The following is a 23,879-nucleotide window of genomic DNA, read 5'->3' as shown; positions in this document are numbered from 1 at the left end:
ACCGAATCGCCGTGAGGAATCCGCCTGGGTCCTACACGGGCCTACTTCTTCACGGCCTTCAGCGCGTTGACGACACCGAAGCCGAAGAAGCCGTTGACGCGCTTGCCGCCGACGCACGTGGCGTCCACGACGCCGTCACCGTCGCCGTCGTACGGCCCGACCGGGCACGCCGTGCTGTCGGCCTGCACCTTGAGCAGCGCCTGCAGCTGGGCGGGCGTCGCCCACGGGTGCGTCGACTTCAGCAGCGCGGCCACACCGGACACGTGCGGGGACGCCATCGAGGTGCCCTGCAGGAAGCCGTAGGCGTTGTTCGGCATGGTCGACAGGACGCGCCCGTTGGCCGACGGGGTGTCCGGGATCTGGTACTTGTCGCCGCCCGGAGCCGCGACGTCGACGACGCCCAGACCGTAGCTGGAGTAGTACGACTTGGTGCCCTTGACGCCCGTCGCGCTCACCGTGACGACGCCCGGCAGCTGGGTCGGGACGTCGAAGCACTCGTGCGGGTCGACCGTCCGCGTCACCGGCGTGGAGTCGTCGGGGCTGGAGGAGTCGACGAGAGCGTCGGAGTCCAGGTCGTGGTTGGAATTGCCCGCCGAGGCGACGTTGAGCGTGCCCTTCTTCTGGGCGTACAGCTGGGCCCGGTTGACGGCGTCGACGATGGCCTTCTGGTCGGGGTCGTCCATGCAGTTGTACAGCCACGGGTCGACGTAGTAGCTGTTGTTCGTGACCTCGACGCCGTGGTCGGCGGCGAACACGAAGGCGCAGACGACGTTCTCCGGGTAGAAGAGGCCGTCCTTGGGGTCGCTCACCTTGATGCCGGCGACCTTCACGCCGGGTGCGACACCCGCCACGCCGATGCCGTTGCGGGCCGCCGCGATCTCACCGGCGACATGCGTGCCGTGGTAGTCCTCGGCCGGGTTGTAGGGGCGCCAGGCGCCGGGGGTGGTGTCCGCGACGCCGCCGACGCAGTTCGCCGACTGGGACGCGGAGAAGTTCGGCGCGAGATCCGGGTGGGTGTCGTCGACGCCGGTGTCGATCACCGCGACCGTCACCTTCTTGCTGCCCGGGTTGATCTCGGCGGCCTTGTCGGCGCCGATCGCCCGCAGGTCCCACTGGTCGGCCTCGAGCGGCTCGCTCTGACCCGCCGCGTCGGACGCCTTCTCGATCTTCGCGGCCTCCGCCTTCGACAGGACCTGCGCCGCACCCTCGTCGGTGGTCCCGGCGGCGCTCAGCGGCGCGGTACGGGTCGCACCCGCCGACTGCACACCGCGCACCGCGCGTATCCGGGCGCCGAAGTCGGGGTTCGCCGAGTGCACGACGAGCACGCCGATCTTGTCGTACGCCGCGACGACGGTGCCGCCGGCCGCGGCGATCGCCTTCTTCACCGACGCGATCGTGCGGTGGTCCACCTTCGTGTTGACGACGTACGCCAGGGTGCCGGCGTCTGCGGTCTGGGTGGCGGAGGTCGTGACCGGGGCCGCGGAGGCCGCCGTCGGCAGGAAGCCGAGGGAGGCGGTCAGCGACAGCACGACGGGCACCGCGAGAGCGAGGCGGCGTCTGGAAGGCAGATGAGCCATGGGGTCTCCACATCATCCGGAAACGGGACCTGCCCAAGCACAGGTGCTGCCTGGACAGGTACATGACGGGTGGTACTCGCCCCGAAGCTATCTCCCTGACTCACCGGCCAGCAATGATTTCCAGGCGCCGAGTTTGCCTGCCCATGACCTGACGCGGCCCACGCTCGTTGGTCATGACCTGCCGAAGGCCACTTCGACAAAGCCGCCCGATGCGTTGAACCCGCCCCCGTGCGGCGCCGTGACCTTGGGCAGGAGCGAGAGGAAACTCGTCTCCTTTCGCCGTCCGACCCGCATCCGCAACGAGGAGACTCCGTGGCCACCGAGACACCGCCCCCCTCGAAAACCCCAGCCCAACTCCCCTCCGCCGAGGAGTTCGTCGCGGTGCAGGAGAGCGCGGAGTTCGGCGAACTGCGCAGCTCCTACCGCGGCTTCGCCTTCCCGCTGACCGTCGCCTTCATCGCCTGGTACCTGCTGTACGTCCTGCTGTCCAACTACGCGGGCGACTTCATGGGCACCAAGCTCTTCGGCAACATCAACGTCGCCCTCGCCCTGGGCCTCGCCCAGTTCCTCACCACGTTCCTCATCGCCTGGTGGTACGCGCGCACCGCCGCCGCCAGGTTCGACCCCAAGGCCGAGGCCATCAAGTCCCGGATGGAGGGCGGAGAATGATCCCCGCACAGCACACCGACCTGCTCGCCGCGGGCGAGGCCAGCGAGCACCGCACGCTGATCATCACCCTGTTTGCGGTGTTCGTCGTCGCGACCCTCGTCATCACGATCTGGGCCGGCCGCCAGACCAAGGACGCCGCCGACTTCTACGCCGGCGGCCGCCAGTTCACCGGCTTCCAGAACGGCCTCGCCGTCTCCGGCGACTACATGTCCGCCGCGTCCTTCCTCGGCATCGCGGGAGCCATCGCCCTCTTCGGCTACGACGGCTTCCTGTACTCCATCGGCTTCCTGGTCGCCTGGCTGGTCGCCCTGCTCCTGGTCGCCGAGCCGCTGCGCAACTCCGGCCGCTACACGATGGGTGACGTCCTGGCGTACCGCATGCGCCAGCGCCCCGTCCGCACGGCCGCCGGCACCTCCACCATCGTCGTCTCGATCTTCTACCTGCTGGCCCAGATGGCGGGTGCGGGCGTCCTGGTCTCGCTGCTCCTCGGCATCACCAGCGACGGCGGCAAGATCGGCATCGTCGCCCTGGTCGGCGTCCTGATGATCGTCTACGTGACGATCGGCGGCATGAAGGGCACCACCTGGGTCCAGATGGTCAAGGCGGTCCTGCTGATCGCGGGCGCCCTCCTGCTCACCTTCCTGGTGCTGCTGAAATTCGACTTCAACGTCTCGGACCTGCTGGGCTCGGCCGCCGACAACAGCGGCAAGGGCACGGCCTTCCTGGAGCCCGGCCTGAAGTACGGCGCCACCGGCACCACCAAGCTGGACTTCATCTCCCTCGGCATCGCCCTGGTCCTGGGCACCGCGGGCCTGCCGCACATCCTGATCCGCTTCTACACCGTGCCCACCGCCAAGGCCGCCCGTAAGTCGGTCATCTGGGCCATCGGCCTGATCGGCGCCTTCTACCTGATGACCCTCGCCCTCGGCTTCGGCGCCGCCGCGCTGATCAAACCGGACGAGATCATCGCGTCCAACAAGGCCGGCAACACGGCCGCCCCGCTGCTCGCCCTCCATCTCGGCGGAGTCGACTCCAACTGGGGCGCGATCCTGCTGGCCACCATCTCGGCGGTCGCCTTCGCCACCATCCTCGCGGTCGTCGCCGGTCTCACCCTCGCCTCGTCCTCGTCGTTCGCGCACGACATCTACGCGAACGTCATCAAGCGAGGTCAGGCCACCGAGAAGCAGGAGATGAGCGCGGCCCGCTACGCCACGGTCGGCATCGGCGCCGTCTCCATCCTGCTGGGCGCCCTCGCCCGCGATCTGAACGTGGCCGGCCTGGTCGCCCTCGCCTTCGCGGTCGCCGCCTCCGCCAATCTCCCGACGATCCTCTACAGCCTCTTCTGGAAGCGGTTCACCACCGCCGGAGCCCTGTGGTCGATCTACGGCGGCCTGGTCACCGCGGTCGGCCTGGTGCTGTTCTCACCGGTCGTCTCCGGCAAGCCCAGCTCGATGTTCCCCCACGTCGACTTCCACTGGTTCCCGCTGGAGAACCCGGGCCTCATCTCGATCCCGGTCGGCTTCCTGCTGGGCATCGTCGGCACCTACCTGTCGAAGGAGGAGCCCGACAGCAAGAAGTACGCCGAACTGGAGGTCCGCTCCCTGACCGGCACCGGAGCCCACTGAGCACCCACCGACCACACCCCCTGCGCGGCCGCGTCGTAGCTCTCACCGACGCGGCCGCGTCCCGTCTCGTGGGATCGGCCTCTTTCGTTGTCGGTGGCGTCACGTAGGCTCGCAGATGACGGGAGCGAACCGCGATCCACTACGAGGGAGGGGGCCCACGTGCTCATCGACACCTACGGCCGGGTGGCCACCGACCTGAGAGTCTCGCTGACCGACCGGTGCAATCTGCGCTGTACGTACTGCATGCCCGAGGAGGGCCTGCAGTGGCTGGCCAAGCCCGACCTCCTCACGGACGACGAGATCGTCCGCCTGATCGACATAGCGGTCTCCACGCTCGGCATCGAGGAGGTCCGCTTCACCGGCGGCGAGCCTCTGCTGCGCCCGGGCCTGGTCGGCATCGTCGAGCGGGTCGCGGCCCTGACCCCCCGCCCCCAGATGTCCCTGACGACCAACGGCATCGGCCTGCGCCGCACCGCGACCGCCCTGAAGGCGGCCGGCCTGGACCGGGTCAACGTCTCCCTCGACACGCTGCGCCCCGACGTCTTCAAAACCCTCACCCGCCGCGACCGCCACAAGGACGTCCTCGAAGGCCTCGAAGCCGCCCGCGAGGCAGGCCTGACCCCGGTGAAGGTCAACGCGGTCCTGATGCCGGGCCTGAACGCGGACGAAGCCCCGGACCTGCTGGCCTGGGCTGTGGAGCACGCCTACGAGCTGCGTTTCATCGAGCAGATGCCGCTGGACGCGCAACACGGCTGGAAGCGCGAGGGCATGGTCACCGCGGGCGACATCCTCGCCTCCCTGCGCACCCGCTTCGACCTCACCCCCGAGGGTCAGGACGAACGCGGCTCGGCCCCGGCCGAACGCTGGCTGGTGGACGGCGGCCCGCAGCGCGTCGGCGTCATCGCCTCCGTCACCCGCCCGTTCTGCGCCGCCTGCGACCGCACCCGCCTCACCGCCGACGGCCAGGTCCGCACCTGCCTCTTCGCCCGTGAGGAGACCGACCTGCGCGCGGCCCTGCGCTCCGGCGCGCCCGACGAGGAGATAGCCCGCATCTGGCGCCTGGCGATGTGGGGCAAGAAGGCGGGCGCCGGCCTGGACGACCCGTCCTTCGTACAGCCGGACCGCCCCATGTCCGCCATCGGAGGCTGAAGGCACCCGGGCGGCACCCGGGGGCATCCGGGCGCGGGGGCACCCGGGCGCGGGGGCACGGCCTCAGCCTCAGACCCCCGGCTCCTCCCACTCCTTCAGCAACACGACATCCTTCAAGAACCCGCGAACCCCGAGGAACTGCGACAGGTGCTCCCGGTGCTCCTCGCACGCGAGCCACGTCTTGCGCCGCTCCGGCGTATGGATCTTCGGGTTGTTCCACGCCAACACCCACACCGCGTCGACACGGCAGCCCTTGGCGGAACAGATCGGAGTCTCGTCACTCACAGCTTCGTCTCGCAAAAACCCCGCACACAAAGGCGACGCCGAGCAGCCACGGGGGGAGCTGCCCGGCGTCGGTCCGTCGCTCCGACGGGGGATGCGGAGCGCATACGAAGTATGTCACGGCCGACCGCTCCCACGGCACTGGAACAACATGATTGATCTGAGCTTTTCCTGAGCTTGCCGCACAGCGCGCTCACCGCAGATCCATGCCCGGCTCATGCCCGGCTCATGGCCGCCGCTCAGCGGGACCGGGCGCCGGATCCTCCCGAAGGGATTCCGCGAAGCGTTCCCTTTCCGGCTCCTCCGGGACGAATTCCGCGGAGTCTTCCGGGCGCGGCGGGGCCACCATCGGCCTCACCGGCACGGTCAGGAAAGTCGAGGGCAGCGAAGGCACGTTCTCCCGCCCGGCGTTGGCGATCACCACCGCGACATAGGGGAGCACCACCCCCAGGACCAGCGCCACGATCGCCACGTGCCGTTCCACGTTCCACAACGTCGCCGCGAGGATCACCGACACCGTACGGACCGACATCGAGATGACGTACCGCCGCTGCCGGCCCCGCACGTCGTCCTGGAGACCCTGCCGGGCGCCGGTGATCCGGAACACCTGGACGTTCCCGCCGCCACCCTGCTTCCGCATCACATTCCACCGTCCGCCCGCATCGGCATCTCCCCGGCTGTCCACGTTACGCCGCGGCTGCGCCCCCTTCGAGACCGGGTCGCCTCCCGCCCGGGGAGACGTACTGCGTCGTCCCGCGTACGGCCGTACCCGACATGCGCCGTACGGCGAGCGGATCGAGACTTGGGGGCAATGCTCACGTAGAGCCGTACGAGGAGGCAGCCATGAGCTGGTTGTGGGCGATCATCGTGGGATTCGTGCTGGGCCTGATCGCGAAGGCGATCATCCCGGGCAAGCAGCACAGCCCGCTCTGGCTGACGACCATTTTCGGCATGCTGGGCGCGATCGTGGGCAACTCGGTCGCCCGGGCGGTGGGGGTCGAGTCCACGCCGGGCATCGACTGGAGCCGCCACGCGTTCCAGCTGGTCGCCGCGATCATCATCGTCGCCGTGGGCGACATGCTCTACATGGCGACGCTGGGCAAGAGAAAACAGCAGGTCTGACCGACCGGCGCACGGCGAAGGGGGCGGCCTCCCGAGGGAAGCCGCCCCCTTGCCTCACGTCCTACGGCCGGTCGGTCAGCCGGTGACCTCGACGGCGGCCAGGTTCTTCTTCCCCCGCCGCAGCACCAGCCACCGCCCGTGCAGGAGGTCCTCCTTCACGGGGACCGCGTCCTCGGCCGTGACCTTGTCGTTGTTCACGTAGGCCCCGCCCTCCTTCACGGTCCGCCGCGCGGCCGACTTGCTGGCCACCAGCCCGACCTCGGCGAACAGGTCCACGACCGGCCCGAGCTCGGCGACCCGGGCGTGCGGCACCTCGGACAGGGCCGCGGCCAGCGTCCGCTCGTCGAGGTCGCCCAGCTCGCCCTGACCGAAGAGGGCCTTGGACGCGGCGATCACCGCGGCCGTCTGGTCGGCGCCGTGCACCAGCGTCGTCAGCTCCTCGGCCAGCGCCCGCTGCGCGGCCCGGGCCTGCGGACGCTCCTGCGTCTGCCGCTCCAGCTCCTGAAGCTCCTCACGGGACTGGAAGGACAGGATCCGCATGTACGTCGAGATGTCCCGGTCGTCCACGTTCAGCCAGAACTGGTAGAACGCGTACGGCGTCGTCATCTCCGGGTCGAGCCAGACGGCGCCGCCCTCGGTCTTGCCGAACTTGGTGCCGTCCGCCTTGACCATCAGCGGGGTCGCCAGACAGTGCGCCTCGGCCTCCGGCTCCAGCTTGTGGATCAGGTCCAGACCCGCCGTGAGGTTGCCCCACTGGTCGCTGCCGCCCTGCTGGAGCGTGCAGCCGTACCGCCGGTACAGCTCCAGGAAGTCCATGCCCTGCAGCAGCTGGTAGCTGAACTCCGTGTAGCTGATGCCCTCCTGGGACTCCAGCCGCCGGGCGACCGAGTCCTTGGTCAGCATCTTGTTGACGCGGAAGTGCTTGCCGATGTCACGCAGGAACTCGATGGCCGACAGTCCGGCCGTCCAGTCCAGGTTGTTGACCATCACCGCGGCGTTCTCGCCCTCGAAGGACAGGAACGGCTCGATCTGCCCGCGCAGCCGGGTCACCCAGTTCGCGACCGTCTCCGGGTCGTTCAGCGTGCGCTCCGCCGTGGGGCGCGGGTCACCGATCTGACCGGTCGCCCCGCCCACCAGGGCCAGCGGACGCAGCCCCGCCCGCTGGAGCCGGCGCATCGTGAGGACCTGCACCAGGTGGCCGACGTGCAGCGAGGCCGCGGTGGGGTCGAAACCGCAATAGAACGTGACGGGACCGTCCGCGAGCGCCTTGCGCAAAGCGTCCTCGTCAGTGGACAGGGCCCACAGGCCACGCCACTTCAGCTCGTCGACGATGTCCGTCACGGTTCTCGTATCTCCTTGATGATCTTGATGAACTTCTTGATGTTCTTGACGCTCTTCGGACAGCCCAGCCGGTACGTGGAGCCGGTATGTCGAGCCGGTCCGTCGAGCGATCCCCGGCTACGAGGTTATACGCCCTGGCTGACAGAGCTCATATTGAAGTCCGGCACCCGCAGCGCGGGCATCGCAGCCCTGGTGAACCAGTCGCTCCACTCCCGGGGCAGCGTCTTCTCCGTGCGCCCGGCCTCCGTCGCCCGCCCCAGCAGGCCCACCGGCGACTCGTTGAACCGGAAGTTGTTCACCTCGCCGACGACCTCACCGTCCTCGACGAGGTAGACGCCGTCCCGGGTCAGACCCGTGAGCAACAGCGTCGCCGGATCCACCTCGCGGATGTACCACAGGCAGGTCAGCAGCAGCCCGCGCGCGGTGTTCGCGACCATCTCCTCCAGGGAGCGGTCCGCGCCGCCGTCCAGGATCAGGTTGTCGGCGCCCGGAGCCACCGGCAGCCCGGTCAGGCCCGCACTGTGCCGGGTGGTCGTCAGATGCTTCAGCTCGCCCCCGCCGATCCACTCGGTGGGCCGCACGGGCAGCCCGTTGTCGAAGACCGACTGGTCGCCGCCCGAGGAGTGCGCGATGACGAACGGCGCCGACTCCAGGCCCGGCTCGGCGGGGTCGCTGCGCAGCGTCAGCGGCAGGTCGGTCAGCTTCTCGCCGAGCCGCGTGCCGCCGCCGGGCTGCGAGAACACCGTCCGGCCCTCGGTCGCGTCCCGGCCGGACGCCGACCACAGCTGGTAGATCATCAGGTCGGCCACCGCGGTCGGCGGCAGCAGCGTCTCGTACCGCCCGGCGGGCAGCTCGATCCGCCGCTCGGCCCAGCCCAGCCGTACGGCCAGCTCGGCGTCGAGCGCCGCCGGGTCGACGTCCTTGAAGTCCCGGGTCGAGCGCCCCGCCCACGCCGAACGCGTACGGTCCGGGGACTTGGCGTTCAGCTCCAGCGTCCCGTTCGGCTGGTCGTGCCGCAGCCGCAGCCCGGTCGACGTGCCCAGGTACGTCGAGACCAGCTCGTGGTTGGCGAACCCGTACAGCTCGCGGCCGCCCGCACGCGCGCGTGCGAACGCCTCGCCCAGCGCGGGCGCGAAGTCCGCGAACACCGCCGACGAGGTCTCCACGGGCGCCTCCGTGAACTCCGGGGACGGCGCCACGCCCGTGACCAGCGGCTGCGCGTCCTCGGCGGGCGCCGCACCGCGCGCCGCGGCCTCGGCGGCCCGGACCAGTGGCTCCAGCTCGTCCGCGGTGACGGCGGCCCGCGAGACGACACCGGAGGCGGTGCCCTCCTTGCCGTCGACCGTGGCGATCACGGTGAGCGTGCGCCCGCGCGTGACGCCGTTGGTGGTGAGCGCGTTGCCGGCCCAGCGCAGGTTCGCCGTCGACTGCTCGTCGGCGATGACGACACAGCCGTCGGCCCGCGACAGCTCGAGGGCGCGCTCGACGACCTCGTGCGGCTTGTTGCTACGGGCGCTCATCGACCGGCCTCCTGCGTGGTGTTGAGGATGTTGACGCCCTTGAACAGGGCCGACGGACAGCCGTGCGACACCGCCGCGACCTGGCCCGGCTGGGCCTTTCCGCAGTTGAAGGCGCCGCCGAGGACATACGTCTGCGGGCCGCCCACCGCCGCCATCGAACCCCAGAAGTCGGTCGTCGTCGCCTGATAGGCCACGTCCCGCAGCTGCCCGGTGATCCGCCCGTTCTCGATCCTGAAGAACCGCTGGCCGGTGAACTGGAAGTTGTAGCGCTGCATGTCGATGGACCACGAGCGGTCGCCCACGACATAGATGCCCCGGTCGACGCTGCCGATGAGATCCTCCGTCGACATCCCGGCCGGATCGGGCCGCAGCGACACGTTGGCCATGCGCTGCACGGGCACATGCCCCGGTGAGTCGGCGTAGGCGCACCCGTTGGACCGCTCGAACCCGGTGAGCTTCGCGATCCGCCGGTCCAGCTGGTAGCCGACCAGCGTGCCGTCCTTCACCAGGTCCCAGGACTGGCCCGCGACGCCCTCGTCGTCGTAGCCGATGGTCGCGAGCCCGTGCTCGGCGGTGCGGTCACCGGTGACGTTCATCAGCTCGGAGCCGTACCTCAACTTGCCGAGCTGGTCGAAGGTGGCGAAGGAGGTGCCGGCGTAGGCGGCCTCGTAGCCGAGCGCGCGGTCCAGCTCGGTGGCGTGCCCGATGGACTCGTGGATGGTCAGCCACAGGTTGGACGGGTCGACGACCAGGTCGTACAGCCCCGGGTCCACACTCGGCGCGCGCATCTTCTCGGCGAGCAGCTCCGGGATCCGGGCGAGCTCGTCGTCCCAGTCCCAGCCGGTGCCCGTGAGGTACTCCCAGCCGCGCCCGACGGGCGGCGCGATCGTGCGCATCGAGTCGAACTCGCCGCTGGACTCGTCGACCGACACCGCGGTCAGCGCCGGGTGCAGCCGCACCCGCTGCTGCGTGGTCACCGTGCCCGACGTGTCGGCGTAGAACTTGTTCTCGTGGACGGTGAGCAGCGAGGCGTCGACATGGTTGACCCCGTTCGCCGCCAGCAGCCGCGCGCTCCAGTCCGCGAGCAGCGCCGCCTTCTCCTCGTCGGGCACGGTGAACGGGTCGATCTCGTACGACGACACCCACGTCTGCTCGGCGTGCACCGGCTCGTCGGCGAGCTCCACCCGCTCGTCCGACCCCGCCGCCTTGATCACCTGCGCGGAGAGCTTGGCCATCGCCACGGCCTGCGAGGCGACCTTGGCCGCCGCGTCCATCGTCAGATCCACGCCGGAGGCGAACCCCCACGTCCCGCCGTGCACGACGCGCACCGCGTACCCGAGGTCGGTCGTGTCGGACGACCCGGCCGGCTTGGCGTCCCGCAGCCGCCAGGACGCGTTGCGCACCCGCTCGAACCGGAAGTCCGCGTGCTCCGCCCCGAGCGCACGCGCGCGTGCGAGAGCGGCGTCGGCGAGGGCGCGTAGGGGTAGGGCCGTGAAACTTTCATCGATGCTATGGGGCACCTACGTCTCTCCCTGGTGTCGTCGCGTGTGAAGGCCTCGATCATGTCGCGCCGGGCGGCCCCCGGACCACACCTTTCCGCCCTGCGGCCGCAAACTTTCTGTAGGGACCCCACAGACTGTCCGGTGCGCCACTGTCGGTGCCCGAATGTCCTCGGCCGGACGCCGACCGATAGGTTTCGAGGGAAGCCGCCTGCCGTCCAGGTCCCTGGCAGGTGCGTCAGACCCCTATCGAAAGGGTGATCCGTTGAGCCGCTCGGTTCTCGTCACCGGAGGAAACCGGGGCATCGGCCTCGCCATCGCCCGCGCGTTCGCCGACGCCGGCGACAAGGTCGCCATCACGTACCGGTCGGGGGAGCCGCCGGCAGGCTTCCTCGCGGTCAAGTGCGACATCACCGACTCCGAGCAGGTGGAGCAGGCCTACAAGGAGATCGAGGCCGAGCACGGTCCCGTCGAGGTGCTGATCGCCAACGCGGGCGTCACCAAGGACCAGCTACTGATGCGTATGTCCGAGGAGGACTTCACCTCGGTCATCGACACCAACCTCACCGGCACCTTCCGTGTGGTCAAGCGCGCCAACCGCGGCATGCTGCGCGCCAAGAAAGGCCGTGTCGTCCTGATCTCGTCGGTCGTGGGGCTCTACGGCTCGCCCGGGCAGGCGAACTACGCCGCCTCCAAGGCCGCCCTGGTCGGCTTCGCGCGCTCCCTCGCCCGTGAGCTGGGATCGCGCAACATCACCTTCAACGTCGTCGCGCCCGGCTTCGTCGACACCGACATGACCAAGGTGCTCACCGATGAGCAGCGCGCGGGCATCGTCTCGCAGGTCCCGCTCGGCCGGTACGCGCAGCCGGAGGAGATCGCCGCGACGGTGCGGTTCCTCGCCTCGGACGACGCCTCGTACATCACTGGAGCCGTCATCCCCGTTGACGGCGGACTGGGAATGGGTCACTGACAACCATGAGCGGAATTCTCGAGGGCAAGCGCGTCCTGATCTCCGGTGTGCTGATGGAGTCCTCCATCGCCTTCCACGCCGCCAAGCAGGCCCAGGAGCAGGGCGCCGAGATCATCCTGACCGCGTTCCCGCGGCCCACGCTGACCGAACGCATCGCCAAGAAGCTCCCCAAGCCCACCAAGGTCATCGAGCTCGACGTCACCAACGACGAGCACCTGGCCCGCCTGGCCGACCTGGTCGGTGAGGAGCTCGGCGGTCTCGACGGCGTCGTGCACTCCATCGGCTTCGCGCCGCAGGACGCGCTGGGCGGCAACTTCCTCAACACGCCGTTCGAGTCCGTGGCCACCGCCATGCACGTCTCGGCGTACTCCCTGAAGTCGCTGACGACGGCCTGTCTGCCGCTGATGCAGAACGGCGGCTCGGTCGTCGGCCTCACCTTCGACGCGCAGTTCGCCTGGCCCCAGTACGACTGGATGGGCCCGGCCAAGGCCGCCCTGGAGGCCACCAGCCGTTACCTCGCCCGCGACCTGGGCAAGCAGAACATCCGCTGCAACCTGATCTCCGCGGGCCCGCTCGGCTCCATGGCCGCCAAGTCCATCCCGGGCTTCAGCGAGCTGGCCTCCGTCTGGGACGACCGCTCCCCGCTGGAGTGGGACCTCAAGGACCCGGAGCCGGCCGGCAAGGGCATCGTCGCGCTGCTGAGCGACTGGTTCCCCAAGACCACCGGCGAGATCATCCACGTGGACGGCGGTCTGCACGCCATCGGCGCCTGACGCCACCGCTCACAGGCGCCCGGCACACCTGTCACCTGTCACCCGTCCGGCCTACCTGGCCGGGCGGGTGAGGTCCCCGACCAGGCACGATGAAGTGCGCGTTCACCCACGCGCTGCCCTCCCCAGCTCTGCCGAGGAGGTTCCCTTGTGCGCCTGTTCCGTTTCCTCGCCCCAGTGACCGCGGTCGTCGCGATCGCGCTCTGCGCGCCTCATGAGGCGTCGTCCCACGCGCGCGTGCAGGCCAAGCCCGAACCGTTCGGCGCGGAGTGCCGCACCAACATCGACGGCTCGCACGTCGTCGCCTACTGCCACAACCCCTACGCCGACGCCGACCGCGTGAGTCTCCACATCGAGTGCGACCGCTGGTGGGACCTCGACACCGACGGCGCCCCCGTCGACGCCGCACCGGCCATGACGGTACGACTGACCGGCCGCTGCTGGAAGGAAGTCCGCTCGGCCTGGATCAGTCACCGGAAGGGCTGAGCCGTCCGGGCCGGCACAGCAGCGGATAGCTTGCCGCCTCGACCGCGGCCGTCTCCGCGTCGCCCGCGCGGATCGCGTCCACCAGCCGCGTGTGGTCCATGTACGTCTCCGGCGTCAGCTCCTCGCCGACGTCCTCGCGCAGCCAGTCCCGCAGCACCTCGCCGAGGTCCGCGTGCATCGCCGTCATGACGTCGTTGTGGGAAGCCGCCACCACCGCCAGGTGGAAGGTCGCGTCGGCCGTCACGAACGTTTCGGCGTCGCCCGACTCCCACGCCTCCTCGCGCCGCAGCAGCAGCGCGTCGAGCTGCTTGAGGTCCTTCTCCGTGCGCCGCTCCGCCGCCAGCCTCGCCGCGCCCGACTCCAGGTTGGAGCGCAGCTCGGCGATGTGCCGGGGGTCGGCGTCGGCGAAGCGGCGGTGCATCACGCCCGCCAGCTCGCTGGTCGCCACGACGTAGGTGCCCGAGCCCTGCCGGATGTCCAGCAGCCCGTTGTGCGCGAGCGCGCGGACGGCCTCGCGCACGGTGTTGCGCGCGACGCCCAACTGCTCGACCAGCTCGGGCTCCGTGGGGATGCGCGAGCCGACCGGCCACTCACCCGACGTGATCTGGGTGCGCAGCGCGGCGATGACCTGCTCGGAGAGCGCAGAGCGACGGGGATGGCTCAGAGGCATGGCACACCTTCGCACGGGTGGGGCGGGCGCGGGCAACCCGGGATGGACAAACAATCATCCTATGATTCTATGATGGGCGGCATGGCGAACGAGCGGACACGGACGAGGACGACCACGCCCCTGCCCACCCCGGCGGCGGGTGAGCCCCCACGAGCGGCCACGCGCGCGTGGACGACACGGCTGCTCATGGTCGGCATCGTGCTGGCCGCCCTCAACCTCCGCCCCGCCATCACCAGCCTCGGCGCCCTCCTCGAAGAGGTCCGCGACGGACTGGGCATGAGCGGCGGCGTGGCCGGGCTCCTCACCTCCGTGCCGCCGCTCTGCTTCGCCGTCTTCGGTGTGACGGCGCCCCGCCTCGCCCGCCGCTTCGGGCCCGGCGCGGTGGTGTGCGCGGGCATGGCCGCCATCGCGGCGGGGCTGCTCGTCCGCCCCTACGCGGGCGGCACGGCCGGCTTCCTCGCCGCCAGCGCCCTCGCCCTCATGGGCATCGCCGTCAGCAACGTCCTGATGCCGGTCATCGTCAAGCGCCACTTCCCCGACCGGGTCGGATCCATGACCGGCCTGTACTCGATGGCTCTGGCCCTCGGCACGTCGACCGCCGCCGCGGTCACCGTGCCCATGACCGAGGCGCTGGGCGGCAGTTGGCGCACCGGGCTCGCGCTGTGGGCGGGCCTGGCGGCGGCGGCCGTCCTGCCGTGGCTGCTGCTCGTCCGCGACCGCGGGACGGCACCCGGCGAGGCGGGGACGGCAGGGGAGCGGCACGAGCCCGGACGGCGGCGGGAGCCCGAACGGCAGACGCCGACGGGGCCGGGGCAGCGGCAGGAGCGGGCGGGGCGACCCGAACCGCCGGCGCACGCGCGCGCGGGGCAGCCGTCGGCCCCGCTGCGCATCACCCGCAGTCGTACCGCCTGGGCGCTCGCCGTGTTCTTCGGCCTCCAGGCCACCGCCGCCTACGTCACCATGGGCTGGCTGCCGCAGATCTTCCGGGACGCGGGCGTGCCCGCGTCCACCGCAGGAGTGCTCCTCGCGGTGACGATGGCGATGGGCGTGCCCCTGGCCTTCGTCATCCCGCGCGTCGCCACCCGGCTGCCGCAGCAGGGCCCGATCGTGGTCGCCCTCGGCGTCTGCGGACTCGTCGGATACGCGGGCCTGTACCTCGCGCCCACCGCGGGCGCCTGGGCCTGGGCCCTGCTGCTCGGCGTCGCCAACTGCGCCTTCCCGCTCGCCCTGACGATGGTGGGGATGCGCGCCAGGACCGGTGCGGGCGTGGCCCAGCTGTCCGCCTTCGCGCAGAGCACCGGCTATCTGATCTCCATCCCCGGCCCGCTCCTGGTGGGGGTGCTCTACCAGCACAGCGGCGGCTGGGGCCTGCCCCTCGCCCTCATGGCGGCCCTGATGGTCCCGCAGACGGTCGTGGGCTTCCTGGCCGGCCGTGACCGCAGCGTGGAGGCGGAAGCCGCGGGCTGACCCCGGAGGGAGCCTCGCGGGCACAGGGTGCGAGACTTGCCGTATGCCCCTGCTCGACCCGAATCCGCAGAACGGCCAGAAGAAGATGCTGCTCGTCTTCGGCTCGTTCCTCGCCATCTTCGTGATCATCGCCGTCATAGCGACCCTCGCCTCACCCTGACGGACCGAACCCGAGGCTTCGGGCCCGGACCCGAAGCCCACCCCGCCACCGCCCCGACCCGGTCGTGCCCGGTCGCGGCCGGTCGTGGCCCGGTGGGGGAGCGGGGTGGGAGTGGGGTGGTGGGGTTAACCCCCCAGCCCCCTAGGGGGTGGAGGTCAGGGTCAAGTGGGTGGATCTCCGGATGGGTTGAGGGCCGCCGATTCCGTAACTTCGAGGTGTGACGGCGACGCGGATCACCGCCACGGACCACGGTCCGGGGACCACGGACCACTCGAAGACAGCGGAGGCACCCATGTCGGCCCCAACGCACACCCGGCCCCGGGCGGCCACCTCGGGCGGCGTCGACACCCGGCTGCCCTGGTGGGCCCTCGCCCTTCCGATGCTCGCCTTCATCGCCCTCTTCGTGCTGATACTGAACCCCGCCGACGCCCACGCGGCCACCGGTGACCCGACGATCCCCCACCTCGTCGAGCGCGTGCAGCAGCTGATCGCACGCTAGGACGGTGCCCGTCGCCCCCCTGCACAGGCCGCCCCGGCCACCTCGGGACCGCTGGTGAAGCCGCATGTCAACTCCCTGCGCCCCATGGCCTGTTTCATGCGAAGCTGGGACGTATGAGCGTCGCAGAACCCCGCAGGATCGTCCTCTTCCGCCATGCGAAAGCCGACTGGCCACAGGTGACCGACCACGAGCGTCCGCTCGCTGAGCGGGGCCGGAAGGATGCCGCCGTCGCCGGACGCAGGCTGACCGACACCGGCATCCCCTTCGACCTGGCCCTGTGCTCCACCGCGGTCCGCACCAGGGAGACGTGGAAGCTCGCCGTCCAGGAGTTCCCACAGCGGCCGAAAACCGTCTACGAGGAGCGGATCTACGATGCGTCCCCGGGCGAGCTCATCGCCCTGCTCAACGAGACACCCGACGACGTGCACAACCTCGTCCTGATCGGCCACAACCCGGGCGTCCAGGGCCTCGCCGACGTCCTGTCCGGCCAGGCCGACGGCGACGCGGGCGAGCGGATGCACCGCCGCGGATTCCCGGCCGCCGCCTTCGCGGTCATCTCCTTCGACGGCTCCTGGAAGTCCCTGGAACCGGGCGCGGCCACGCTGCTCGACTACTGGACGCCCTCCGAGTAACCCACCCTCGCACGCCGCGAGGGCCCGGCAGCGTCGAAGCGTCGACGGTGCCGGGCCCTCCCCGTTGCGTCCGGGTCCCCGCGCGGGGGCCTACCGCTCGTCGTGCGTCTCCGCGGCCTCGACCTCTTCGCGGGTGATGCCCAGCAGATACAGGACGGTGTCCAGGAACGGCACGTTCACCGCCGTGTGCGCCGCCTGACGCACCACCGGCTTGGCGTTGAAGGCGACCCCGAGGCCGGCGGCGTTCAGCATGTCCAGGTCGTTGGCGCCGTCACCGATCGCCACGGTCTGCGACAGCGGTACGCCCGCCTCGGCGGCGAACCTGCGCAGCAGCCGCGCCTTGCCCGCCCGGTCCACGATCTCGCCGGTGACCCTGCCGGTCAGCCGGCCGTCGACGATCTCCAGCGTGTTCGCCTGGGCGAAGTCCAGCCCGAGCCGCTCCTGCAGATCGTCGGTGACCTGCGTGAAACCGCCGGAGACGACGCCCACCTGGTAGCCGAGCCGCTTCAGCGTCCGGATCAGCGTGCGCGCACCCGGCGTCAGCCGCACCTCGGCGCGCACCTTCTCCACGACCGAGGCGTCCAGCCCCTCCAGCAGCGCGACCCGCGCGTGCAGTGACTGCTCGAAGTCGAGCTCACCGCGCATCGCGGCCGCCGTCACCTCGGCGACCTCGGCCTCGCAGCCCGCGTGCGCGGCGAAGAGCTCGATCACCTCGTCCTGGATGAGGGTGGAGTCGACGTCCATGACGACGAGCCGCTGGGCCCGCCGGTACAGGCCGGCGTCCACCACGGCGACGTCCACCCCGAGCGCCGCCGCGTCCATGACCAGGGCGGTGCGCAGCGGCTCGGTCTCCACGCCGGAGACGGCGAACTCGACGGCGGTGACGGGGTACTTGGCGAGCCGGAAGATACGGTCGATGTTTCCGCCGGCCTTCGTGATCTTCGAGGCGATCGCCGCCGTGGCCTGCGCGGTGAGCGGATGCCCGAGCACCGTGACCAGCGACCGGCCGAGGCCGCGCGGCCGGTTGTCGCCGAGGCCGGAGATGATCTCCGCCTGCATCTTCATCGACTCGGCCCAGCTGTGGACCGTCGACCGCAGGTCCCCCTCCAGGCCGCCCGGCGGCTCGGTCACGAGCGCGCACAGCACCATCCGGCCTCGGGTGACGACCTGCTCGATGTCGACCACCTCGACGGAGTAGGCGGCGAGGGTGTCGAAGAGGCCGGCCGTGATGCCCGGCCTGTCCTTGCCGAAGATCTTGACAAGGAGCGTGGGGACGTCGGAGGACGAAGTCTGCAAAGCGCTCATGGTGTCTCCACCGTATCCGGCACCCATTGCCCTTCGCCGCCGAGGTCCGCCTGACGGACAGGGAACAGTGGATGTCGGCGAGATGGCGCGGACCTCAACAGTGTCCCGCACCAGTCTCCCGCGAGCATCACCGCGACCCCCTCGGCCTCCTCGGCGGGGGAGGCGACGGAGGGGGAGGAGGCGGAGGAGGCTGCCTCTCGTCCGGCCCGGACGACGGCCGCGAGCCGGGAGGCCGGCGCGGTGAGCGGGGAGGCGGCCCGATCGGCCGGACCACGGTCGGTGCGCCGTAGACGTCGTCCCGTCCCGGCGGGACCTCGGGCGGACGCCCGCCCGTCGCCGGCGGCTCGCCCCGCCGGGAGCTCTCGTACGGCCTCGACCGCTCGGCCCTGTCGCCCTCGCCTCCGCCATCGCCGCGCGCCGCCTCCGGCCGCGCGTCCCGCACCTCCAGCAGCTCCTCTGGAAGGCGCAGGTAGGGATTGGTCGCCGGATTCGGTGGCCGGTACGAGGCACTCGGCGCGTACGGCCCCACCCGCTCACCGACGGCCCCCGTCAGCCCACGGTGCTCGCCCGGACCCTCCGCCGCAGCACTCCCCGCGACACCCCGTGCCAGCGGCGCGGCCCGCCGCCCCGCCGCCCCCGAGGCACACGCCAGCAGCGCACCGACGCCACCGGCTCCCGCGCCCCACGCGGCCCCCAGGAGCAGCGCCGTCCCGAGATGCCCGCGCAGTTCGAGCCCGGCCCCGAACGCATCGAACCCCAGCACCGACAGCGAGGCGTTCACGGACACCTCCGTCAGCCACACGAGCAACGTCAACGCCAGGGCATTCACGACCCCCAGCCGCACAGCACACCGCCCGCCGAACCCGACAACACCGCCCCATGAGCCCGACCCGGCCCCCGAGCCCGAGCCCGACCACTTTCCTGCCCTTGGCCCAGCCTCCGCCCCCGGCCCAGCCCCGGAGCCTGCCCCTGGTCCAGCCTCCGGCCCCGGCCCAGCCCCCGACCCGGCCCCCCAGCCCGGGCCCGCCCCCGAGCCCGACCACCTTCCTGCCCCTGGCCCAGCCTCCGCCCCCGATCCAGTCCCGGAACCTGCCCCTGGTCCAGCCCCCGGCCCAGCCCCGGAGCCTGCCCCTCGTCCAGCCCTCGCCCCCGAGCCCGGCCCCGAGCCCGCCCCCGAACCAGCCCCCCGCCCCGCAGCCGCAGCCGCACTCGCCCCAACACCGAGCCCCGCCGGCGCTGCCCCGCCCGTGGGCCCCCCGCCAAACCCCGTCCCGCCCAAGGGTGTTCGTATCGCTGTCAGTACTCCCGCCAGCAGCATCGTCAGGGCCGTCGCCACCCCCAGCAGCCATACGCGGCTGTCCAGTTCGGCCAGGCGGGGCAGAGTCACCCACTGGTCGGTGCCGACCTTGAGGAGGTCGTCGAGGGGGTGTGGGAGGACGTTCGTCAGGGCTCCCGTCGCGTGTCCGTCCCAGGGGACGAACAGGCCGATCGGGATGCCCAGCCAGACCCCGTTCGGCGCGCCGAGCAGCGCCGCTCCCGCGATCCGCCTGGGATGGTCGTCGCCGATCGCCGCGTACGCCGCCGCGGCGAACCCGGCCGCCACCGCCACCAGCAGCACGGTGACGACGGCGGACACCGCCGGCCGCACCACGCGGTGCACCGCCTCCCAGCCACGCGGCAGCGGCGTGCGGCGCGAGGCCAGCAGGGCGATCAGCAGGATGCCGACGCACCAGCCGAGGCCACCGAGCACCGTCGGCGCCAGGTCGACGGTGAAGCCGACCGCGGCCTTCGCGTCGACCAGGCCGCCGAGCCGGTCGGGCAGCAGCCCCGCGATGTCCCCGACATCCCCGAGCCCGGGAATCTCCAGGCCGCCGCCTCCTCCTGCTCCGCCGCCCCCGCCACCGCCGGCCAGGTCGTCCAGGCCCAGCGCGCCCCCGTCGAACGTGATGACGTCGTGCCCCGCCCAGACCAGCCCGCCGAGCATCGCCACGAACAGTGCGACCACCGTGCCGACGCGCGCGAGGAGTTCGGCCGGGGCGATCACGACTCCGGCCGCACGCAGGGACCGCAGGAAGAACCAGGACAGCAGCAGCGCACCCACCAGGCTCACCCCCAATGGCGTGATCTCGATGGCCGTGTCCGCCTCCGCGCCCGTGAGCCCGAAGGCGGACACATCGCCGGACGGAGTCACCGAGCCCCCGGCCCCCAGGGCCACCACCGCGGCCGTCATCGGGCCCAACGAGCCCGCGGAGTCCGCCTCCAGCAGATGCAGCCCCAGCGCCGCCGTCCCCGCCATCCCGATCAACGCCCAGCTCACCGCGGTAACAGCGGCCAGCAGCACGTCCGTCCACGGCACGCTCCCGCCGCGCGCCGCGCTCCCGCTGCCTTCGACATCCGTGCCGGCACTCATGCAGACCCCCCGATCCGCGGCGCGCAGCGGCGAAGATCGCCGCTTCCGTCCCCCCTCGCGTGCTTTTACCACTCTCCGGGCAGGTTTCAACCCCGTCAACGGGAACGGCCGATACGCTTGCGCACGCTCTTCACAAGGCCCGACTTTCGGTCAGGGGGCCGCTACTGAAATAGTTCCCCCCGATGTTCGACATCCCTAGACTCCCTGTCGATGGGGATAACTCGGGGGACAACTCAGTGGGGCTGGAGTGCCGGAACTCGTACTGGAATTGAACGGACGCACCTGGACGCTCGATCCGTCCAGGACATACACCCTCGGACGTGATCCGCAGGGAGATATCGTCCTCGACGACGCCAGGGTCTCCTGGCGTCACGCCACGATCAGCTTCAACGGCCGCAGTTGGGTCGTCGAGGACCACGGCAGCACCAACGGCACGTTCGCGCAGGGCCAACGGGTCCACCAACTGGAGCTCGGCCCCGGCTCGGTGCTGCACCTGGGCAACGCGACCGACGGGCCGCGGCTGGATCTGACGGGGGCACAGGCGCCCGTCGCGCAGCCGCAGCAGCAGCCCTTCGCCGCGCAGACCGCGAACCCGGGCTGGGCCCAGCAGGCCCCGCAACCGCAGGTCGCGCAGGCAGCCCAGGCCGGCTGGCAGCAGCCGCAGCAGGCCGCACCGCAGGTCCCGCAGCAGGGACCGGCCGCGGGCTACGCGCAGGAGGTTCCCGGTGGTGGCGCGGGGGCGCCGCCGGTCTACGGCGATCGCAGCCCCACCACGTTCCACCATTTCTCCCTCGGCCGCGTGATGCGCATCGGCCGTGCCCTGGAGAACGAGCTGGTCGTGTCCGACCTGCAGGTCTCCCGTCACCACGCCGAGTTCCACTCGACGCCCGACGGCCGCATGGAGATCCGCGACCTCGGCTCGCACAACGGCACCTACGTCAACGGCCAGCCGATCCCCAAGGGCGGCTCGGTCCAGCTGGGCCCCGCCGACATCGTCGGCGTCGGCCACTCGACGTTCCGGATCGTCGGCGACCGGCTCGAGGAGTTCGTCGACACCGGTGAGGTCTCCTTCTCCGCCCGTCACCTGACCGTCACGGTCGACGGCGGCAAGCAGATCCTCAAGGACGTCTCCTTCGGCGTCCCGGAGAAGTCGCTGATCGCGGTCATCGGACCGTCGGGTTCCGGCAAGTCCACCCTGCTCAAGGCGCTCACCGGCTACCGGCCCGCCAACCAGGGCGACGTCCTCTACGACAACCGCAACCTCTACAAGCAGTTCGCCGAGCTGCGCCAGCGCATCGGTCTGGTCCCGCAGGACGACATCCTGCACAAGGAACTGACCGTCAAGAAGGCCCTGAAGTACGCGGCCAAGCTCCGCTTCCCCTCCGACACCACCCCGGTGGAGCGCGACACCCGCATCGACGAGGTGCTGCGCGAGCTGAAGCTGGACATCCACAAGGAGAAGAAGGTCACCTCCCTCTCCGGCGGCCAGCGCAAGCGCGTCTCGGTGGCCCTGGAGCTGCTCACCAAACCGTCGCTGATCTTCCTCGACGAGCCCACCTCGGGCCTCGACCCGGGCATGGACCGCGACGTCATGCAGCTGCTGCGCGGCCTCGCCGACGACGGCCGCACGGTCCTCGTCGTCACGCACTCGGTGGCCGAACTCGCGATCTGCGACAAGCTGCTCGTGATGGCGCCCGGCGGCTCCGTCGCCTACTTCGGGCCGCCCGAGGAGGCGCTGAACTTCTTCGGCTACGACACCTGGGCCGACGTCTTCTCCGCCTTCGAGAACTACCGCGACTACGACTGGGCGGGCCGCTGGAAGGGCTCCCAGCACTACCAGATGTACGCCGCGGACATCGACGCCATCGCACCGCAGTCCGTACAGATGCCGCCGATGCAGGCGATGAAGCCGCCGAAGCCGCAGGGCTGGATGTCGCAGTTCGTCACCCTGGTGCGCCGCTATGTCTCGGTGATCGCCTCCGACAAGGGCTTCCTGGCCCTGACGGTGATCCTGCCGGCCGTCCTCGGCGCGGTGAGCCTGCTCATCGACTCCGGGAACAGCCTGCTGCCCAACCCGGTCAACCCGAAGTCCGGCCGGATCATCCCCAACGGCACGGCCACCACCGTCCTGCTCATCCTCGCGGTCGGCGCCTGTTTCGCGGGCGCGGCGAACTCCGTCCGTGAGCTGATCAAGGAACGGGTCATCTACGAGCGGGAGCGTGCCACCGGCCTGTCCCGCTCCGCGTACCTGATGTCCAAGGTGTTCGTGCTCGGCGTCGTCACCGTGCTGCAGGGCCTGATGGTCGGTGTGATCGGCTTCGCCAGCCGGGAGATCCCCAAGGAGGGCCTGGTCCTCGGCAGCGCCACCATGATCGAGCTCTCCATCCCGATCATGGCGCTGGGCTTCACCTCGATGATGTTCGGCCTGGTGATCTCGTCGCTGGTGAAGACGGCCGAGAAGACCATGCCGCTGCTGGTCATGTTCGCGATCATCCAGGTCGTCTTCACCGGTTGCCTGTTCACCCTGAACGGCGCCGTCGGCGTCAACCAGTTCTCGTATCTGATGCCCTCGCGCTGGGCCGTCGCGGCCGCAGGCGCCACGCTGGACTTCAACAAGATCAGCCCGCCCAAGGACGGCGGCGCGACGGACCCCCTGTGGGAGCACACCGTCGGCGCCTGGGGCATGGACATGGCCGCGCTGATCGTCCTCGGCGTGATCTGCGGCTTCTTCGTGGCCCGCTTCCTGCGCCGCCACGAGCCCGAGGTCATGCGCAAGTAGTCGCTCACGCAGTACGCCACGCAGTACGCCGATGGGCGGCGCCCCGTAGCAGGGGCGCCGCCCATCGGCGTATGGAAGCGGGTGCTCAGTACGCGCTGTTGACGTTGTCGATCGAGCCGTACTTGTCGGCCGCGTAGTTCGCGGCGGCGGTGATGTTGGCGACCGGGTCGTAGATGTTCCAGGACGTGCCGGAGACGTGGTACGAGGCGAACGTCGGCGGGATCACCTGCAGCAGACCCTTGGACGGGATGCCGTTGATGGCGTTGATGTCCCAGTCGTTGATCGCGTTCGGGTTGCCCGAGGACTCCCGCATGATGTTCTTGTGCAGACCGTGGTAGCTGCCCGGGATGCCCTTGGACTTCATGATGTCCAGGGAGCGCTTGATCCAGCCGTCGAGGTTGTCGGCGTACTTCTTGACGCCGGCCTTCTTGACGCCGGCCTTCTTGAACACGACGCGCTCGACGGACCGGCTCGCGGCCTCCTGCGCCTTGCGCGCGGCAGCGGCCTTCTTGGCGGCGGCTGCGGCGGCAGCCTTCTTCTCGGCGGCTGCCTGGGCGGCGGCCTTCTTCTGTGCGGCGGCCTCGGCGGCGGCCTTCTTCTCGGCTACGGCGTCAGCGGCGGCCTTCTTCTTCGCCGCGATGGCGTCGACCTTCACGCTCGCCTGGGCCAGCTGGTCGGTCACGCTGGCCTTGACGTCCTGCACCGGCTGGGAGCTGTAGGCGACCGGGGCCGAGGAGACGGCGTCCGTAGTGGTCGTCTGCGCGTCGGCCGGCACCACGGAGAAGGCGAGGGCGGCGGCGCCGAGGGTGGCGGCACCCGCGATCGCGATCTTGTGAGTGTTCTTGGGCATGGCGGAAGGACCTCTTCGAATAGCGCGGAGGTCGCTCTCTTCGTCCGACGGCGGACAGCGGGTGCTTTCGGCACGAACGCCGCGGGGAAGACCCACG

General features: G+C 70.7%; 22 protein-coding genes. 12 read left to right on the top strand and 10 right to left on the bottom strand.

The genetic code is table 11. The annotated features are described in order from the left end of the window. Positions 1-41: 41 nt before the first annotated feature. Entirely contained in the window at positions 42-1,577 is a 1,536-nt protein-coding gene (locus ACZ5SK_RS00185; protein WP_334583578.1) for a S8 family serine peptidase, read from the bottom strand. Positions 1,578-1,889: 312 nt separating this feature from the next. Between ACZ5SK_RS00185 and ACZ5SK_RS00180 the strand changes: the two genes are divergently transcribed. The 3 genes from ACZ5SK_RS00180 to moaA all read left to right on the top strand — a co-directional run bounded on the left by ACZ5SK_RS00180 (position 1,890) and on the right by moaA (position 5,020). Beyond that, complete coding sequence (locus tag ACZ5SK_RS00180; RefSeq protein ID WP_334583577.1) at positions 1,890-2,246, top strand: DUF485 domain-containing protein; 357 nt, start codon at positions 1,890-1,892, stop codon at positions 2,244-2,246. Continuing rightward, on the top strand, positions 2,243-3,871 hold the full coding sequence (locus ACZ5SK_RS00175) for a solute symporter family protein (RefSeq protein ID WP_334583576.1): 1,629 nt from the start codon (positions 2,243-2,245) through the stop codon (positions 3,869-3,871). The genes ACZ5SK_RS00180 and ACZ5SK_RS00175 overlap by 4 nt, the downstream gene beginning before the upstream one ends. Before the next feature lie 159 nt (positions 3,872-4,030). Beyond that, on the top strand, positions 4,031-5,020 hold the full coding sequence (gene moaA, locus ACZ5SK_RS00170) for a GTP 3',8-cyclase MoaA (RefSeq protein WP_334583575.1): 990 nt from the start codon (positions 4,031-4,033) through the stop codon (positions 5,018-5,020). Positions 5,021-5,089: 69 nt separating this feature from the next. On the opposite strand, the gene ACZ5SK_RS00165 is transcribed toward moaA, so the two are convergent. Beyond that, on the bottom strand, positions 5,090-5,305 hold the full coding sequence (locus ACZ5SK_RS00165) for a hypothetical protein (RefSeq protein WP_334583574.1): 216 nt from the start codon (positions 5,303-5,305) through the stop codon (positions 5,090-5,092). A gap of 223 nt (positions 5,306-5,528) precedes the next feature. After that, positions 5,529-5,942, bottom strand: coding sequence for a DUF3099 domain-containing protein (locus tag ACZ5SK_RS00160; protein WP_334583573.1), 414 nt, complete (start codon positions 5,940-5,942; stop codon positions 5,529-5,531). Positions 5,943-6,145: 203 nt separating this feature from the next. Here ACZ5SK_RS00160 and ACZ5SK_RS00155 point away from each other — a divergent pair, with 203 nt between their 5' ends. Beyond that, a complete protein-coding gene (locus ACZ5SK_RS00155) occupies positions 6,146-6,424 on the top strand; it encodes a GlsB/YeaQ/YmgE family stress response membrane protein (protein ID WP_334583572.1) in 279 nt (92 codons plus the stop codon). A 75-nt stretch (positions 6,425-6,499) separates the two neighbouring features. On the opposite strand, the gene tyrS is transcribed toward ACZ5SK_RS00155, so the two are convergent. The 3 genes from tyrS to ACZ5SK_RS00140 all read right to left on the bottom strand — a co-directional run bounded on the left by tyrS (position 6,500) and on the right by ACZ5SK_RS00140 (position 10,805). Beyond that, positions 6,500-7,765 (bottom strand): tyrosine--tRNA ligase, encoded by a 1,266-nt coding sequence (gene tyrS, locus ACZ5SK_RS00150; protein ID WP_457493572.1) that lies wholly within the window; start codon positions 7,763-7,765, stop codon positions 6,500-6,502. Between the two features lie 125 nt (positions 7,766-7,890). Next, complete coding sequence (locus tag ACZ5SK_RS00145) at positions 7,891-9,285, bottom strand: metallopeptidase TldD-related protein (protein ID WP_079663186.1); 1,395 nt, start codon at positions 9,283-9,285, stop codon at positions 7,891-7,893. After that, the gene (locus ACZ5SK_RS00140; protein ID WP_334583570.1) at positions 9,282-10,805 is read right to left on the bottom strand and encodes a TldD/PmbA family protein; all 1,524 of its coding nucleotides are present in this window, start codon (positions 10,803-10,805) and stop codon (positions 9,282-9,284) included. The genes ACZ5SK_RS00145 and ACZ5SK_RS00140 overlap by 4 nt, the downstream gene beginning before the upstream one ends. A 244-nt stretch (positions 10,806-11,049) precedes the next feature. On the opposite strand from ACZ5SK_RS00140, the gene fabG reads away from it, so the two are divergent. From fabG to ACZ5SK_RS00125, 3 genes are all read left to right on the top strand, one after another. Next, positions 11,050-11,754 (top strand): 3-oxoacyl-[acyl-carrier-protein] reductase, encoded by a 705-nt coding sequence (gene fabG / locus ACZ5SK_RS00135; protein ID WP_079663188.1) that lies wholly within the window; start codon positions 11,050-11,052, stop codon positions 11,752-11,754. Between the two features lie 5 nt (positions 11,755-11,759). Beyond that, complete coding sequence (fabI, locus tag ACZ5SK_RS00130; RefSeq protein WP_334583569.1) at positions 11,760-12,527, top strand: enoyl-ACP reductase FabI; 768 nt, start codon at positions 11,760-11,762, stop codon at positions 12,525-12,527. Between the two features lie 147 nt (positions 12,528-12,674). Further along, positions 12,675-13,010: a hypothetical protein gene (locus ACZ5SK_RS00125; RefSeq protein ID WP_468574986.1), complete on the top strand. Its 336-nt coding sequence runs from the start codon at positions 12,675-12,677 to the stop codon at positions 13,008-13,010. Here ACZ5SK_RS00125 and ACZ5SK_RS00120 read toward each other — a convergent pair. Next, positions 12,991-13,680: a FadR/GntR family transcriptional regulator gene (locus ACZ5SK_RS00120; RefSeq protein WP_334583567.1), complete on the bottom strand. Its 690-nt coding sequence runs from the start codon at positions 13,678-13,680 to the stop codon at positions 12,991-12,993. The two genes, ACZ5SK_RS00125 and ACZ5SK_RS00120, sit on opposite strands and share 20 nt — an antisense overlap. Positions 13,681-13,749: 69 nt before the next feature. Between ACZ5SK_RS00120 and ACZ5SK_RS00115 the strand changes: the two genes are divergently transcribed. From ACZ5SK_RS00115 to ACZ5SK_RS00100, 4 genes are all read left to right on the top strand, one after another. Continuing rightward, entirely contained in the window at positions 13,750-15,147 is a 1,398-nt protein-coding gene (locus tag ACZ5SK_RS00115; protein ID WP_334583566.1) for a CynX/NimT family MFS transporter, read from the top strand. 43 nt (positions 15,148-15,190) lie between these two features. Beyond that, a complete protein-coding gene (locus ACZ5SK_RS00110) occupies positions 15,191-15,307 on the top strand; it encodes an SGM_5486 family transporter-associated protein (RefSeq protein WP_334583565.1) in 117 nt (38 codons plus the stop codon). A 292-nt stretch (positions 15,308-15,599) separates the two neighbouring features. Then, positions 15,600-15,806, top strand: a complete 207-nt coding sequence (locus tag ACZ5SK_RS00105; protein WP_334583564.1) for a hypothetical protein — start codon at positions 15,600-15,602, stop codon at positions 15,804-15,806. A 113-nt stretch (positions 15,807-15,919) separates the two neighbouring features. Next, complete coding sequence (locus ACZ5SK_RS00100) at positions 15,920-16,438, top strand: SixA phosphatase family protein (RefSeq protein WP_334583563.1); 519 nt, start codon at positions 15,920-15,922, stop codon at positions 16,436-16,438. Positions 16,439-16,528: 90 nt separating this feature from the next. Here ACZ5SK_RS00100 and serB read toward each other — a convergent pair whose 3' ends face one another. Both serB and ACZ5SK_RS00090 read right to left on the bottom strand, forming a co-directional pair. After that, positions 16,529-17,743, bottom strand: coding sequence for a phosphoserine phosphatase SerB (gene serB / locus ACZ5SK_RS00095; RefSeq protein ID WP_334583562.1), 1,215 nt, complete (start codon positions 17,741-17,743; stop codon positions 16,529-16,531). Between the two features lie 127 nt (positions 17,744-17,870). After that, positions 17,871-20,153, bottom strand: a complete 2,283-nt coding sequence (locus ACZ5SK_RS00090; protein ID WP_468574983.1) for a streptophobe family protein — start codon at positions 20,151-20,153, stop codon at positions 17,871-17,873. A 247-nt stretch (positions 20,154-20,400) separates the two neighbouring features. Here ACZ5SK_RS00090 and ACZ5SK_RS00085 point away from each other — a divergent pair, with 247 nt between their 5' ends. Next, entirely contained in the window at positions 20,401-22,932 is a 2,532-nt protein-coding gene (locus ACZ5SK_RS00085) for an ABC transporter ATP-binding protein/permease (protein WP_468574981.1), read from the top strand. Positions 22,933-23,017: 85 nt separating this feature from the next. On the opposite strand, the gene ACZ5SK_RS00080 is transcribed toward ACZ5SK_RS00085, so the two are convergent. After that, positions 23,018-23,782, bottom strand: a complete 765-nt coding sequence (locus ACZ5SK_RS00080) for a transglycosylase SLT domain-containing protein (RefSeq protein ID WP_334583559.1) — start codon at positions 23,780-23,782, stop codon at positions 23,018-23,020. Positions 23,783-23,879 lie beyond the last annotated feature (97 nt).

This window comes from Streptomyces sp. NPDC031474, assembly GCF_055581185.1.
Note: the sequence above shows the minus strand (reverse complement) of the source record. Positions and strands in the feature narration are given on the sequence as shown.